The sequence below is a fragment of the Streptococcus sp. IMAU 99161 genome (assembly GCF_014435245.1).
GTDB classification, from domain to species: domain Bacteria; phylum Bacillota; class Bacilli; order Lactobacillales; family Streptococcaceae; genus Streptococcus; species Streptococcus lactarius.
On sequence record NZ_JAAPAW010000014.1, the window covers coordinates 36,720 to 50,548 of the forward strand.

General features: G+C 42.1%; 17 protein-coding genes. 13 read left to right on the forward strand and 4 right to left on the reverse strand.

The window, feature by feature from the left end:
- The first annotated feature begins 24 nt into the window (after positions 1-24).
- Positions 25-741 (forward strand): YebC/PmpR family DNA-binding transcriptional regulator, encoded by a 717-nt coding sequence (locus tag HA044_RS08645; RefSeq protein ID WP_187540796.1) that lies wholly within the window; start codon positions 25-27, stop codon positions 739-741.
- Positions 742-793: 52 nt separating this feature from the next.
- Here the strand turns inward: HA044_RS08645 and HA044_RS08650 are convergent, their stop codons facing one another.
- Genes HA044_RS08650 through HA044_RS08665 form a run of 4 tightly spaced genes read right to left on the reverse strand, consistent with a single transcriptional unit; the run spans position 794 to position 3,561 of the window.
- Positions 794-1,120, reverse strand: a complete 327-nt coding sequence (locus HA044_RS08650) for a DUF5960 family protein (RefSeq protein WP_187540797.1) — start codon at positions 1,118-1,120, stop codon at positions 794-796.
- Positions 1,101-1,472, reverse strand: coding sequence for a hypothetical protein (locus HA044_RS08655; protein ID WP_187540798.1), 372 nt, complete (start codon positions 1,470-1,472; stop codon positions 1,101-1,103). The genes HA044_RS08650 and HA044_RS08655 overlap by 20 nt, the downstream gene beginning before the upstream one ends.
- Complete coding sequence (locus HA044_RS08660; RefSeq protein WP_187540799.1) at positions 1,469-2,881, reverse strand: Y-family DNA polymerase; 1,413 nt, start codon at positions 2,879-2,881, stop codon at positions 1,469-1,471. Before HA044_RS08660 ends, HA044_RS08655 begins: the two co-directional genes overlap by 4 nt.
- Before the next feature lie 2 nt (positions 2,882-2,883).
- Positions 2,884-3,561, reverse strand: coding sequence for an XRE family transcriptional regulator (locus HA044_RS08665; protein ID WP_187540800.1), 678 nt, complete (start codon positions 3,559-3,561; stop codon positions 2,884-2,886).
- 159 nt (positions 3,562-3,720) lie between these two features.
- On the opposite strand from HA044_RS08665, the gene asnA reads away from it, so the two are divergent.
- The 12 genes from asnA to HA044_RS08725 all read left to right on the forward strand — a co-directional run bounded on the left by asnA (position 3,721) and on the right by HA044_RS08725 (position 13,763).
- Positions 3,721-4,713, forward strand: a complete 993-nt coding sequence (gene asnA / locus HA044_RS08670) for an aspartate--ammonia ligase (RefSeq protein ID WP_187540801.1) — start codon at positions 3,721-3,723, stop codon at positions 4,711-4,713.
- Between the two features lie 95 nt (positions 4,714-4,808).
- The gene (rsmD, locus tag HA044_RS08675; RefSeq protein WP_070589649.1) at positions 4,809-5,348 is read left to right on the forward strand and encodes a 16S rRNA (guanine(966)-N(2))-methyltransferase RsmD; all 540 of its coding nucleotides are present in this window, start codon (positions 4,809-4,811) and stop codon (positions 5,346-5,348) included.
- Positions 5,338-5,826: a pantetheine-phosphate adenylyltransferase gene (coaD, locus tag HA044_RS08680; RefSeq protein ID WP_187540802.1), complete on the forward strand. Its 489-nt coding sequence runs from the start codon at positions 5,338-5,340 to the stop codon at positions 5,824-5,826. Before rsmD ends, coaD begins: the two co-directional genes overlap by 11 nt.
- Entirely contained in the window at positions 5,810-6,889 is a 1,080-nt protein-coding gene (locus HA044_RS08685) for a SepM family pheromone-processing serine protease (protein WP_187540803.1), read from the forward strand. The genes coaD and HA044_RS08685 overlap by 17 nt, the downstream gene beginning before the upstream one ends.
- Before the next feature lie 62 nt (positions 6,890-6,951).
- On the forward strand, positions 6,952-7,341 hold the full coding sequence (locus tag HA044_RS08690) for an insulin activator factor (RefSeq protein ID WP_239649397.1): 390 nt from the start codon (positions 6,952-6,954) through the stop codon (positions 7,339-7,341).
- A 56-nt stretch (positions 7,342-7,397) separates the two neighbouring features.
- Positions 7,398-8,351 carry a hypothetical protein gene (locus HA044_RS08695; RefSeq protein WP_187540804.1) on the forward strand — a complete coding sequence of 318 codons (954 nt, stop codon included), beginning with the start codon at positions 7,398-7,400 and terminating at the stop codon, positions 8,349-8,351.
- A 99-nt stretch (positions 8,352-8,450) separates the two neighbouring features.
- A complete protein-coding gene (gene ccdA2, locus HA044_RS08700; protein ID WP_187540805.1) occupies positions 8,451-9,161 on the forward strand; it encodes a thiol-disulfide oxidoreductase-associated membrane protein CcdA2 in 711 nt (236 codons plus the stop codon).
- A 26-nt stretch (positions 9,162-9,187) separates the two neighbouring features.
- Positions 9,188-9,511 carry a hypothetical protein gene (locus HA044_RS08705; RefSeq protein ID WP_004219828.1) on the forward strand — a complete coding sequence of 108 codons (324 nt, stop codon included), beginning with the start codon at positions 9,188-9,190 and terminating at the stop codon, positions 9,509-9,511.
- Positions 9,512-9,567: 56 nt separating this feature from the next.
- Positions 9,568-10,128: a redoxin family protein gene (locus HA044_RS08710; protein ID WP_187540912.1), complete on the forward strand. Its 561-nt coding sequence runs from the start codon at positions 9,568-9,570 to the stop codon at positions 10,126-10,128.
- 11 nt (positions 10,129-10,139) lie between these two features.
- Complete coding sequence (gene msrB, locus HA044_RS08715; RefSeq protein WP_187540806.1) at positions 10,140-11,261, forward strand: peptide-methionine (R)-S-oxide reductase MsrB; 1,122 nt, start codon at positions 10,140-10,142, stop codon at positions 11,259-11,261.
- A 58-nt stretch (positions 11,262-11,319) separates the two neighbouring features.
- Complete coding sequence (locus HA044_RS08720; RefSeq protein ID WP_187540807.1) at positions 11,320-12,054, forward strand: response regulator; 735 nt, start codon at positions 11,320-11,322, stop codon at positions 12,052-12,054.
- Positions 12,051-13,763, forward strand: a complete 1,713-nt coding sequence (locus HA044_RS08725; RefSeq protein WP_187540808.1) for a sensor histidine kinase — start codon at positions 12,051-12,053, stop codon at positions 13,761-13,763. Before HA044_RS08720 ends, HA044_RS08725 begins: the two co-directional genes overlap by 4 nt.
- The last annotated feature ends 66 nt before the right edge of the window (positions 13,764-13,829 follow it).

Here is a 13,829-nt window from a genome sequence, read left to right on the forward strand (position 1 = left end):
TGAAAAAATTTAAGGAGAATCCTCATGGGACGTAAATGGGCCAATATTGTTGCCAAAAAAACTGCCAAAGATGGTGCCAACTCAAAAGTATATGCCAAATTTGGTGTTGAGATCTATGTAGCTGCTAAAAAGGGTGAACCAGATCCAGAATCAAATACTGCTTTGAAATTCGTTATCGACCGTGCGAAACAAGCGCAAGTACCAAAACACGTGATTGACAAAGCGATCGATAAGGCAAAAGGGAACACCGATGAAACCTTTACAGAAGGGCGTTACGAAGGCTTCGGACCAAATGGTTCAATGTTGATCGTTGATACCTTGACGTCAAACGTCAACCGTACAGCTGCTAACGTAAGATCTGCTTTTGGTAAAAACGGCGGAAACATGGGCGCTTCAGGGTCTGTATCTTACCTATTTGATAACAAAGGTGTTATCGTCTTTGCTGGTGATGATGCCGACGCCATTTTTGAGCAGTTGCTAGAAGCTGATGTCGACGTGGATGATGTTGAAGCTGAAGAAGGAACCATCACAGTCTACACTGCTCCAACTGATCTTCACAAAGCCATCGTTGCTTTGCGTGAATCAGGTGTGGAAGAATTCCAAGTTACTGAACTGGCGATGATTCCTCAATCAGAAGTTGAGTTGTCAGGTGAAGATTTGGAAACTTTTGAAAAACTTTACAGCGTTCTTGAAGATGATGAGGACGTTCAAAAAATCTACACAAACGTGGATGGATTCTAATCACTCGTACGGACTGTAGTGAATAGCATAAATCAAGAAAAAGGATAGCTTCTCAAATCAAGCTATCCTTTTTATCTGTCTGATGAGGATCTATCTTTTGTAAGTGATGTCCTGTATAAGTGTAAATACGGGTCAGGGGTGATTGGGAAAGAGTGGAAACCTTAAAGTAGAAATAATGGTCTCGATGATCTCGACTTTTAGTATGGTGAAGACGAAAATAGTTTCGCTGGCCTGCGGCCATAGAGTGGAGAATATCGTCTTCTAGAAATACAAGCGGTGTAGAAGTAGCGGCCCACTTGTAAAAGTCCATCTCAAATTGGTGGTAATTCTCCGAAAAATAATCAAATTGTAACTCGTGTTTAGTCTGAATAGGTTTCATACGGTGTTTCCTCAGATTCAATAAAAATGATAGAGGTCAGAAGGAGCCGGTGGTAGTGGTCCTCGCCTTTGAGAAGAAGCTCAGAAGCAGATAAGGTGTGAATCGAACCTGTGTAGGTTGCAAATTGATTGCTTTCTAGAGTTGTGATCGAGACCGGCGTTTGTTGTTGAAAGGACTGCTCGAGGAGCTGAATCTGCTCAGAAAGAGGAAGAACGTTGAGTTGATTGCGGTTGATTTCTTTTGTCTGAAGGGCAGTTGTGTGCTCAGATAAAAAGAAGCCGGCCCATTTGGCCATGCCACGGTCTTGAAATTCGCGTGCGGATTGATAAGGGAGATAAGAACGGTCGATCATGTTAATCCATCTAAGCCTCCTGCGGAATGTCCGCCTGTTAGTTTACTGCGTGCAATAGCTCGAGAGTTTTCTAGTAGTGAGGAGCCTTTCTGAAGAGAGGCAAAGCCAAATTGGTCCCGAATGCGATCAATTGTCTGCTGGAGTTTTTCCTCTTTTTCTAGGGCTACTGGGTTATCAAAGAGAGAAAAAAGTTGGAGGGACTCCTCGACCAATTCTCCATAAAAAACGCCAATCTGCCGAATGGCTCCGCCTTCATACTTGGAGCGAAAGAGTCGTAGAACCGTATCGGATAGAATCTTGGTGGATTGGGTAGGTTCAATCTTTTGCTGGCAATGAATGGACGGAAGCCCCTCAATTTTGGAGTAGGAGGCATGAATGGAGACTAGCTGGGTCTTCTTTTTTTTCCGTCGCAAGCGGATAGCCACCTGTTCAGCCATCTCACGAAACACCAGCTCAATGTCAGCTTGTAGATGGTAGTCATAGGGCAAGATTTGAGAGTTGCCAATGCCTCGTGACTTCGGACGATAAGGCTTGTGGACATTGCTTTCATCAATGCCATGGGCATGGAACCAAAGTTGCAGCCCCATGACTCCGAATTCTTTCTTTAAGAGATCGGGATGAGCCTGGGCCAGTTCTTTAATTGACGTGATCCCGATCCCTTGCAATCGTTTTTCAGTGCGACGTCCAATGCCCCAAAAATCAGTGAGCTGGGGCAGTTTCCAGACCTTGCTTTCTACGTCTTCGTAAGACCAATTGGAGCGCATATTTCGGCAATGCTTGGCTTCATTGTCCAAGGCTAGCTTGGCAAGAAGGGGATTGGCGTTGCTGAGGCCGATGGTAGAATAGATTCCAGTTTCTTGCCAGATCCTTTTTTGGATCCTGGCAGAAAGAAGGTCCAGTTTTTCCTTTCGCGAGAGGGAGGAATCTGGAATAAAATAATTTAAGGAAGAAGTCAGATCGATAAAGCCTTCGTCAATCGAGTAAGGGAAAATATCATCCGGTGCCGCAAACTCTTGAAAAACCTTCTGAATTTCCATATTGACCTGAATGTAGGTATTCATGCGTGGTGGCACAATCAGGGTCCTTTTGGCCCAGAATTCAATGTAAGCAATAAAGCCTGGATCCGTCGGCAATCCTTGCTTTTTTGCGACGTAGCTATTGAATTTTCTGGTCTTGAGATCAAAAGGCAGGTCGTAGCTCCGGCTGACATTCTTCTTGCCAAAGACCTGTTTGAAAACAGGAGAGCTCGCCAAAATCAAACCAGCAGAATTGTCGCTTCGGCTCATGACACAAAGAGAAGTCGTTAAGGGGTTGAGGCCCAGACGGACACACTCACAACTGGCATAAAAACTTTTCATATCCACAAAAGCAATATCCGAATGAGGCTCACGTGAATAATCAAATAGCATACTTACACCTCAAGCGGTAGGAAATGCCCGACCACAATCCCGACAATTTTTGGCTCGTCTTCATAAGGAGCGAATAAATCACCGTAGTCAGGGTTGATGGATTCTAGGCGTAAACCTTCAGCCTCCCGATAGACTTTCTTGATGTAGGTTTTTCCATTCCAGATGAGGGCATAGACAGCCCCATCGTAGTCAAATCCGGTCTGCTTCATGAGGGCAACAGAGCCATTGGGATAGAGAGGTTCCATCGAATTTCCGGATACCCAAGAGGCAAAGTCGTGTTGGATCTCTTTGTCAAAATAGACGGTTTCATAGTCGGTCTCATTGTCATAAAAGGTATGTCCTAAACCAGCTGCTAGCTCAATCGAAAGAACCTTATAGGCCGTTAAGGAAACAACTTTTTGCTGCTGTTCCAATAACTGGCTGGCCAATTGGTCGACTTTCTTTTGGTGAGGTGGGGTTAATAAAGGGTAGGTGTAGAGTGCGGAGTCTTTGTTAACAAAGTAGTCCTCTTTAACGGAGAGGCGCTTGGCCAACCTCCTGAGATTTTTTTCGTGTGGCTCCGCCAAGCCATTCTCCCAACTAGAGTAAGTCTTGCGAGAAATCTTGAGATCCTCATAGACATCAGCTTGGGTCAAGCCTTTTTCTAGGCGTCTTTCTTTTAGTTTTTTTGCATCAAACATGTCAGTTCTCCTATGTAACGTTTTAAAAGTTACATATAGTTTATCAAAAACGAATCCTTTTTGCAAGAGAAAAATTCAGTTGAAAACGAATGAAAAGACTTGATTTTGATTGAAAAAAGAGTATAATCAATTCTAAAATGTCTATAAATGAGGAACTATATGAAAAAAAGTTTTATCCATCAACAAAAGGAAATTTCGTTTGTAAAAACGACTTTCACACAATATTTAAAAGATAAATTGGACATCATTGAAGTTCAAGGGCCAATTTTGAGCAAGGTCGGCGACGGGATGCAAGATAACCTTTCTGGGATTGAACATCCAGTATCTGTAAAGGTCCTTCAAATTCCTGATGAGACTTATGAAGTCGTGCATTCACTTGCAAAATGGAAACGCCATACCTTGGCCCGTTTTGGTTTTGGCGAAGGCGAAGGCCTCTTCGTCCATATGAAGGCTCTTCGTCCAGATGAAGATTCACTAGACGCCATTCACTCCGTTTATGTGGATCAATGGGACTGGGAAAAAGTCATTCCAAATGGTCAACGCAACATCGCCTACCTCAAAGAAACGGTTGAAAAAATCTACAAGGCAATTCGCTTAACAGAACTAGCAGTAGAAGCGCGATATGATATTGAATCAGTTCTTCCAAAACAAATTACCTTCGTTCACACAGAAGAATTGGTGGAACGCTATCCAGATTTAACTCCAAAAGAGCGTGAAAATGCCATTGCCAAAGAGTTTGGAGCTGTCTTTTTGATTGGGATTGGTGGAGAGCTTGCAGATGGCAAGCCACACGATGGACGTGCACCTGACTACGATGACTGGACAACCGAATCTGAAAATGGCTACAAGGGCTTGAATGGTGATATCCTCGTCTGGAACGACGTTTTAGGTTCCGCCTTTGAGATATCTTCAATGGGAATCCGTGTCGATGAGGAAACCCTTCGTCGCCAAGTAGCCATCACAGGGGACGAGGATCGTCTTCAATTAGAGTGGCACAAAGCTTTATTAAATGGTCTCTTCCCACTCACAATTGGTGGAGGGATCGGGCAATCTCGTTTGGCTATGTTCTTGCTTCGTAAGAAACATATCGGTGAAGTCCAAACCAGTGTCTGGCCTCAATCTGTCCGCGATGAATATGAAAATATCTTATAAGGATGAAAGAGTCGAGCAGAGCGCTCGGCTCTTTTAATTGTCGCTTGACCATATCAAATCGCAATTTTCTGATTTTTTTTGGTATAATGGTCCCTATGAAAATAGTATCTGGAACTTATGGGGGACGTCCCCTCAAAACACTTGAAGGAAAAACAACCAGGCCGACTTCTGATAAGGTCAGAGGGGCCATGTTCAATATGATTGGTCCTTATTTTGATGGTGGAAGAGTGCTAGATCTCTATGCTGGAAGCGGTGGGCTTTCTATTGAGGCAGTCTCTCGAGGCATGTCAGAGGCGGTTCTAGTGGAAAGAGATCGTCGAGCGCAGGAAATTGTGGCAGCTAATATTGCCATGACCAAGGAAAAGGAACGGTTTCAACTGCTAAAAATGGAGGCCAAGCAAGCCTTGGGGCTTCTAACGGGTACCTTTGATTTGGTGTTTTTGGACCCTCCTTATGCCAAGGAAGAGATTGTCCGCGATATCGAAACCTTGTGCGAGCGTCAACTCTTGTCAGAGGATATCCTAATTGTGTGCGAAACCGATAAACATGTAGAACTTCCTGAGGAAATTGGACAAGTGGGAATCTGGAAAGAAAAAATCTATGGAATTAGTAAGGTAACAGTATATGTCAGATAGAACAGGATTGTTTACAGGATCGTTTGATCCGATTACCATTGGGCATGTGCAATTGATCGAGCGGGCGAGCCGCTTGTTTGACCGTGTCTATGTCGGAATTTTTTATAATTCGGAAAAAGTCGGGCTTTTTTCCATTGAGCAGCGCGTGCGCATGGTGAAAGGGGCCTTGGCTCATTTGGAAAATGTTGAAATTGTGACGTCAACTCAAGAGTTGGCTGTGACAGTGGCGCGCAATCTTGGTGTCATCACCTTGATCCGGGGCTTGCGCAATGCACAGGATTTGGTTTACGAAGCCAATATGGATTATTTTAACCACCAGTTAGCGCCTGAATTGGAGACGATTTATCTCTACGCCCAGCCTCCTTATCAGGCCATTAGTTCTACCCGTATTCGAGAATTGCTGGCTTTTCAGCAGGATATCTCACCGTATGTACCAGAGAGTGTAATGGAGGAAATAAAAGATGACGCAAGCGAATAAACCAAGCTTGACCCCTAAAAAGAAAAAAGGACGGTTAAAAGAATACCGATGGCCGATTGCAGGAGTTCTTTTCTTGCTCCTCTTGCTATTGGCCTTCGCCATTCCTCTTCCCTATTATATTGAAATGCCAGGAACGGCAGAAGATATTCGGACAGTGATGACCGTCGATGGAAAAGCGGATACCAAGTCAGGAACCTATGATTTTGTGACCGTAGCAGTGAAAGAAGCGACTCCGGCTGATTTGATCTATGCCTGGGCAACGCCTTTTACAGATATCTACTCTGCCAAGGATATGACAGGTGGTAGTTCGAGCCAAGAATTCACGCGAATCAACCAATTTTATATGGAAACCTCGCAAAATATGGCCATCTACCAAGGATTGAAGACAGCTGGCAAAGAAACCCAGATGGACTTTCTAGGAGTCTATGTCATGCAGGTGGCAGATGACTCGACCTTTAAAGGAGTCTTGAACATTGCGGATACTGTAACTGGTGTGAATGGCAAGACCTTTAAGAGTTCCAAAGAATTGATTGACTATGTCGGTTCTCAAAAAATTGGCGATCCCGTTTCGGTGACCTACATTGAGGATGGACAAACCAAGACCGTGGATGGTAAGATCATCAAATTAACCAACGGGAAAAACGGAATCGGGATTAGTCTGATCGACCGGACGGAAGCCAAAGGCGATGTTCCTGTCCAGTTTGCGACTCAAGGAATTGGTGGACCGAGTGCCGGCATGATGTTTAGCCTAGCCATCTACACCCAAGTGGCGGATCCAGATCTTCGTCAGGGACGCCATATTGCAGGGACAGGAACCATTAACCAAGATGGAACGGTTGGCGATATCGGTGGGATTGACAAGAAAGTCGTCGCAGCAGATAAAGAAGGAGCAGAAATCTTCTTCGCCCCTAATAACCCTGTTTCCAAAGAAGAAAAGAAAGCCAATCCCAAGGCTAAATCAAACTACGAAACCGCTAAAGATGCAGCAAAACAAATTCATTCGAAGATGAAAATTGTGCCCGTCAAAACCCTTCAAGACGCTATTGATTATTTGAAAAAGTAGAGTAGTCTGCTGGACAAGTGATGAAGTGAGGGAGAATAAATTTCTCATTTTTATGAAGAATTATGGATCAAGAAAGTGATGAGTTTATGAAATCATATAATATGTTGTTAATGAATGGGATTATTGGGATTTTAGGAGCGATCGTAATCAGCTATGCCTCTTTTCAACGGTGGGAGTGGACTTTCGTTCATGCTGTTCCTGAGCTGGTTGAGAAAGGCGATTGGGGATTGATAATCAATACAATCAGTCTCTTGTATCTTGTTATCTCTATACTTGCAATGGCCAACTATAATGAAAATCCAAAAGTAAATAAGAAAAGTCATAAAATTCTCTTCGTTGCCTCTATAGTTGGTTTCGTTCCTTTTGTATCGTCTTTAACTAGTGTGCTAGCAATCATTTCAAGTTTGTTATATCTATTCGATTATCAACAGTTATCAAATGAAAAGGAGTAGGCTTTGAAAAAGGTATTTGGTGATGTGAAGTAAAAGAAAAATAGGAGAAACTCATAATGCGAAACAAAAATATGGCTAGGTTGCTCATATTCCTAATTATGCTTATTGTTGGTAGTATAATTTTTATGAGACTTAAAAAATCATCTGAGAAGATATATAGAGATGATATATCGTCTAAAATTAGAAAAATACAATTATTTGATAACGATAAATTTGTTTTTGTTGCCGTAAATAATTATTTGGATGGTGTTGTTTTGTATGGAGAAAATTATGTTACATCTGTTTCTTCGCACACTCTTTATACAGGCAATTTTGAGAAGATTCCTCCGATTGGAAATGAAGAATATTATCAAATTATTAGTTATGATATACGAAGTGATAAAGAAAAAATTATTAAATTTGACTTATATAAATTGCTTGGGAAAAATAATTTGTACCGTGCACCAAATAATGCTCCTCAGACCTATTTACAAAACGGAGACGATTATCTTACACTTAATTTGGAAAAATTAAGTGATCACGACTTGATGGGTGATAATATTAGACCTATCCTGTTTTTAGCTAATGGGGGAGGATATAATGACATTTCTGAAAAAGAGATGCAGAAGATCAACCAAAAGCAACAACAATATTTTAAAAACAAATATGATTGGTATAGGGGTGGGATCTCTGAACAGATCGACGCGAATCTAGCAAAGTATAATCTTTCAAGAAACGAAAATTCACTTTATCCAATGAATTATAAACCGTCTCAAATAAATGTCTCTGGTTCTAACTTTTCTAAATTATATCCAGAATTAGAAAAAAATATAAAATATCTAAATGCATTATATTTCCGTCCGAAACAATACAATGAGCGCGAATGGTTTGATAACATCATTCATTGGTTTGCGCCGGAAGGTCAAGATGTCATGGAACTTTATGCCACAGACGAAACGAGCGGAGACAAAACACAAATTCACTCTTATGACGAGTTTGTAGCCTGGATAAAGGCTCATCCAAAGAATTAATCACCTTCTAATCAAATTCAAGTTTTTGCTTATTAATCTCTCTATTTTTAGAGGGATTTTTTCTTTATACTGGTATCAGAAAGAAAGGGAGGTAGTGAAATGATTCAAACCAGTTTGTTTTCCATTTCAGTATTCTTAGCGGGAGTTCTATCCTTTTTCTCCCCATGTATTTTGCCACTGATGCCAGTCTATGTAGGGATCTTATTAGATTCTGAGCATGAAAAAACGGTGCGTATTTTTGGAAGAGATATTTCTTGGTATGGTTTGGTCAAGACCCTCTGTTTTATTGCTGGTCTATCAACCGTATTTCTCATCCTAGGTTATGGTGCAGGTGCCCTTGGTCAGGTACTCTATGCTCCCTGGTTCCGTTACCTACTAGGAGGGATTGTCATCTTATTGGGAATCCATCAGATGGGCCTCATCAATCTTCAGCAACTCCAAAAACAAAAGAGTATCCAACTGAAGAAGGACGAAAAACGCAATGAATTCTTCAATGCTTTTCTGATAGGGGTCACCTTCAGTTTTGGTTGGACCCCTTGTGTCGGACCAGTTTTGAGCTCTGTTTTAGCTATTGCCGCTTCAGGAGGAGATGGTGCATTGCAAGGCGCTTTCCTGATGTTGGTCTATACCTTAGGCTTGGCGCTCCCCTTCTTAGTCTTGGCTCTGGCTTCTAGCTGGGTTCTACAACATTTCGCTAAACTCAAGCCCCATATGGGAACCTTGAAAAAAATTGGTGGTGCCCTCATCATCTTGATGGGCATCTTGCTGATGCTGGGTAATCTCAACAGCCTAGCATCCCTGTTTCACTAATCTTGAATGATTAAAGGAGAAAAATCATGAAAAAAATTCTTGCACTTTCCATTGCTACACTTAGCATCGTCACTTTAGCAGCTTGTTCTGGACAGAAATCAGATTCAGACATGAAAAAAACAGACGATAGTAGTATGATGAAGAAGGACGATATGAAGAAGGATGACATGAAGGATTCATCCATGTCCGATGATAAAATGAAAAAAGAAGACATGAAAGATTCATCTATGATGTCCGACAGCAGTTCTGAAATGAAGGACGATATGAAAAAAGATGAGATGAAATCCAGCGATTCAGAAATGAAAGATGAAAAGAGTGGATCATCCGATATGAAATCAGACAAGGAATGAAAGAAGGGAGAGGTCATCTGAGGATGACTTTCCCTTTGTTTAAAGAGGTGATAATGATGAAAAAATTAGCTTTAGTAGCTACTGGGTTCGTATGCGCTGGACTTCTGGGCGCTTGTTCAAGCCAAGGAATGGCCACTTCCAGTAAGGATATGAGCCAACAAACAGCCAAAGCTGGGGATAGGCAACCATCTGGTAAGAAAGTGAAGGAGTTTAGTTTGCAAGGAGTGGATGGCAAGACCTACCGCTTATCTGATTACAAAGGGAAGAAAGTTTACCTCAAATTTTGGGCTTCCTGGTGCTCTATTTGCCTGTCGACATTAGAGGATACCAATGAATTGGCAAAAGAAGAGGCAGGTAAGGATTACGTGGTTTTATCCGTTGTAGCTCCAACCTTTAATGGTGAAAAATCAGCAGCAGATTTCAAAAACTGGTATCAGTCTTTGGATTACAAGGATTTCCCGGTCTTACTGGATAATAAAGGAGAGCTGCTCAAAGAATATGGGATTCGGTCTTATCCATCGGCACTCTTTATCAATAGTGATGGAACTTTATCGAAGAGTCATATTGGCTATATGAATAAAGAGGATATCCTCAAGACCCTAGAGAACATGCAGTAAGGAGATAGACAATGGAAACAAAATGGAAAGTGTTTGCTATCCTTCTCATTGGCTTATTATCGATTGGTTTCTTTTTCTTTAGTAAGGGATCAAATGGAATGAATCAATCAGAAACAAGCACTGAGATGATTAAAAAAGCATCGATGAGTCAGACTCCAGTAGTCAAAAAGAAAACAAATGAAAAAGTTGATCCAAAGGATCAGCGCGAAATTTATTTGGCTGGTGGTTGCTTCTGGGGCGTAGAGGAATATTTCTCCCGTGTTCCAGGTGTGATTGATGCTGTATCAGGCTACGCCAATGGGAAGGGAGATACAACCAAGTATGAATTGGTCCCTCAAACAGGCCATGCTGAAACAGTTCACATCACTTACAATGTCAAGAAGGTATCTCTGAAAGAATTGCTCCTGCACTATTTCCGAATTATCGACCCCACATCGAAGAATCGTCAAGGAAATGATCAAGGGACTCAATACCGAACAGGTGTCTATTATGTCTCCCAAGAAGACCTTCCAACCATTAACCAAGTCTTTGAAGAAGAAGCAAAAAAATACGACAAACCGTTAGCAGTGGAAAAAGAGCCACTGACCAATTTCATCAAGGCTGAGGACTACCACCAGGATTATCTAAAGAAACATCCAAATGGGTACTGTCATATCGATGTCAATCAAGCTTCTTATCCAGTGATTGATGCAAGCCGCTACTCCAAGCCGAGTGATGAGGAGATCAAAAAGAAGTTATCTCCTGAAGAGTATGCGGTGACACAAAAAAATGATACCGAACGAGCCTTCTCCAATCGTTACTGGGATCAGTTTGATGCTGGTATTTATGTAGATGTCGTGACCGGTGAGCCCCTCTTCTCCTCTAAGGATAAATTTGATTCTGGCTGTGGTTGGCCAAGTTTCAGTCGGCCGATTAGTCCTGATGTGGCGATCTATAAGGAGGATAAGAGTTTCAATATGACTCGGACAGAAGTTCGGAGCCGTGTGGGAAATTCCCATCTGGGCCATGTTTTTACAGATGGACCCAAGGAAAAAGGAGGTCTTCGCTATTGTATCAATAGTTTGTCTATTACCTTCATTCCCAAAGCAGAAATGAAAGAAAAGGGCTACGGTTATTTATTAGACTATGTCTGAGACAATTCAGTCTATAATTTGCTATAATAAGTATAGCAAAAACAAGTAGGTGAAAGACATGTATGCGATCATGATTGTGGAAGATGAAGAGCTTATCCGGCAGGGTCTGACTTCCTTAGTAGACTATGAACAGTTTGGAATGACCGTCATCAATCAGGCAGAAAATGGGCGTGAGGCTTGGGAGAAGTTTCAAAAGCAACCAGCCGATATCCTTCTAACCGATATCAATATGCCACAAATGAATGGCTTGGATCTGGCCCATCTCGTTAAAGAGCAATATCCATCTTGTCATATCATTTTTTTGACAGGTTATGATGACTTTGAGTTTGCGAGGAAAGCCATCAAGTTAGGTGCAGATGATTATTTGCTGAAGCCTTTCTCAAAAGATGATATTGAAGAGATGTTAGCCAAGGTGAAAGAAAAGCTAGACAAAGAGCGAAAGAAGGCGCAAGTCGAAGATTTGGTCAGCCATGGTTATTCGACAGAATTGGAAGAAGCCATTCATACTCGTTTAGCAGATTCGCAGTTAACCCTGAAGGATTTGGCTTATCAACTTGGTTTCAGTTCCTCTTATCTAAGTGTATTGATCAAGAAAAAATTGGGACTTCCTTTCCAAGAATACCTCATCCAAGAGCGAATGAAAAAGGCTCAACTCTTACTTCTCACGACGGATCTAAAGATTTATGAGATCGCCGATCAGGTTGGTTTTGAAGATATGAACTATTTTTCTCAACGCTTTAAGCAGGTGGTTGGGGTGACACCAAGGCAGTACAAAAAAGGAGATCATGAATGAAACGATATCCCTTGCTGATCCAGCTGGTCCTCTACTTTTTTCTCTTCATTCTCTTACTTTTTGGTCTCATCGGTAGCCTTTACTATCAAACGAGTTCAGGAACGATCCGCCAGCTAACAGAGCGGACGACAAGAAATAGTATCGATCAAAGCAGTCAGTTTATTACCTCCTATCTAAAAAAATTAAAGCAGACCACGACGGTTCTTAGTAAAGAAGAGGCTGTTCGCCAATTTGCCCAAGACAAGAGTGCGAATCAAGAAACGGTTCAACACCTGATGCGAACGATGATTGAAACAGATCCGGACTTGGTCTCAGCGGTCTTGGTGACCAAGGATGGACGTCTGGTTGCGACAGATTCCAAAATCAGCATGCAGACTTCATCAGACATGATGAATGAAAGCTGGTATCAAGAGGCAATTAAGGAAAGAGCCATGCCAGTTTTGACGCCAGCTCGAAAGGAATCCTTGACCTCGGAAAAAGAAAAATGGGTGGTTTCTATTACCCAAGAAGTGGTCGATCAGGCTGGTCAAAATCTCGGGGTCGTACGCTTGGATATTGGCTATGATAGCCTTCAGGCTTATTTGGATCACCTTCAGCTAGGAAAACAAGGTTTTAGTTTTATCATCAATCAAAAGCATGAGTTTGTCTACCATCCTAAAAAAGCGGTCTATTCCTCCAGCCAAGAGATGCAGGCCATGCAGCCCTATATTGCTGTGACAGATGGCTATGCTAAAGGAGGACAGAATTTTATCTATCAGGTTCCGATTCCAGATAGTGATTGGACCTTGATTGGAGTAGCTTCACTTGAAGGACTTCAGATGCTTCAGTCGCAACTCCTATACTCTTTCATTGGTCTAGGATTACTGGCCTTGCTCATGTGCTTAATAGGGATCGGCTTTGTTTTGCGTTTGTGGATCAAACCCTTACGAGACCTTCAGACCATCATTTTGAGGATTGGAGCAGGAGATGCACACTTGAGGGCTACAGCCAAAGGATCTCCAGAATTAGTCGACCTCGCTCAAGCGTTTAATGCCATGTTGGATCAAATCGATAACCTCATGCAACAGGTAAAGGAAGAGGAGCAGAACGCACGGCGTTACGAGCTGCGGGCACTTTCGGCTCAGATTAATCCGCATTTTCTCTACAATACCTTGGATACGATTGTCTGGATGGCGGAGTTTAATGATAGTCGGCGCGTGGTTGACATCACCAAGTCTCTGGCCCAATATTTTCGACTGGCTCTCAACCAAGGCCAGGAACAAATCCTACTGAGAGATGAAATCGACCATGTTCGCCAGTATCTTTTCATTCAAAAACAACGTTATGGTGAAAAGCTCAACTATGAAATTCTAGAAGATGAACGGTTGGGCGATTATCAGCTCCCCAAATTAGTGCTTCAACCCTTAGTGGAAAATGCGATTTACCATGGCATTAAAGAGATCGATCGGCCAGGTCTCATTCGAGTGACAACTGAAGTCAGTGGAGACTCTGCCTGCGTATCGATTTTTGACAATGGACAAGGGTTCGATTTATCCGGATCAACAGACCAAACCCTTCTTCGTTTAGGAGGCGTTGGCTTGAAAAATGTGGACCAACGATTGCGTATCCAATTTGGTGAAGCCTATCATATGGAGATAGATTCTAAGGCCAATAGCTATACGAAAATCACACTTTATTTGCCCCTTTCATCTGGCGATGAATCTTCATAGAGACAAAGATTGCCTTCTTTGTCTCTTTTTGCTGTCAAAGGAATTTCAACTCTTTTCTAGTCAAAT

Excerpts from the sequence above, each read along its gene's own strand:
- HA044_RS08645 (WP_187540796.1), top strand. The coding sequence starts at position 25 with ATGGGACGTAAATGGGCCAATATTGTTGCCAAAAAAACTGCCAAAGAT.
- HA044_RS08650 (WP_187540797.1), bottom strand. The coding sequence starts at position 1,120 with ATGAAACCTATTCAGACTAAACACGAGTTACAATTTGATTATTTTTCG.
- HA044_RS08655 (WP_187540798.1), bottom strand. The coding sequence starts at position 1,472 with ATGATCGACCGTTCTTATCTCCCTTATCAATCCGCACGCGAATTTCAA.
- HA044_RS08660 (WP_187540799.1), bottom strand. The coding sequence starts at position 2,881 with ATGCTATTTGATTATTCACGTGAGCCTCATTCGGATATTGCTTTTGTG.
- HA044_RS08665 (WP_187540800.1), bottom strand. The coding sequence starts at position 3,561 with ATGTTTGATGCAAAAAAACTAAAAGAAAGACGCCTAGAAAAAGGCTTG.
- asnA (WP_187540801.1), top strand. The coding sequence starts at position 3,721 with ATGAAAAAAAGTTTTATCCATCAACAAAAGGAAATTTCGTTTGTAAAA.
- rsmD (WP_070589649.1), top strand. The coding sequence starts at position 4,809 with ATGAAAATAGTATCTGGAACTTATGGGGGACGTCCCCTCAAAACACTT.
- coaD (WP_187540802.1), top strand. The coding sequence starts at position 5,338 with ATGTCAGATAGAACAGGATTGTTTACAGGATCGTTTGATCCGATTACC.
- HA044_RS08685 (WP_187540803.1), top strand. The coding sequence starts at position 5,810 with ATGACGCAAGCGAATAAACCAAGCTTGACCCCTAAAAAGAAAAAAGGA.
- HA044_RS08690 (WP_239649397.1), top strand. The coding sequence starts at position 6,952 with ATGGATCAAGAAAGTGATGAGTTTATGAAATCATATAATATGTTGTTA.
- HA044_RS08695 (WP_187540804.1), top strand. The coding sequence starts at position 7,398 with ATGCGAAACAAAAATATGGCTAGGTTGCTCATATTCCTAATTATGCTT.
- ccdA2 (WP_187540805.1), top strand. The coding sequence starts at position 8,451 with ATGATTCAAACCAGTTTGTTTTCCATTTCAGTATTCTTAGCGGGAGTT.
- HA044_RS08705 (WP_004219828.1), top strand. The coding sequence starts at position 9,188 with ATGAAAAAAATTCTTGCACTTTCCATTGCTACACTTAGCATCGTCACT.
- HA044_RS08710 (WP_187540912.1), top strand. The coding sequence starts at position 9,568 with ATGAAAAAATTAGCTTTAGTAGCTACTGGGTTCGTATGCGCTGGACTT.
- msrB (WP_187540806.1), top strand. The coding sequence starts at position 10,140 with ATGGAAACAAAATGGAAAGTGTTTGCTATCCTTCTCATTGGCTTATTA.
- HA044_RS08720 (WP_187540807.1), top strand. The coding sequence starts at position 11,320 with ATGTATGCGATCATGATTGTGGAAGATGAAGAGCTTATCCGGCAGGGT.
- HA044_RS08725 (WP_187540808.1), top strand. The coding sequence starts at position 12,051 with ATGAAACGATATCCCTTGCTGATCCAGCTGGTCCTCTACTTTTTTCTC.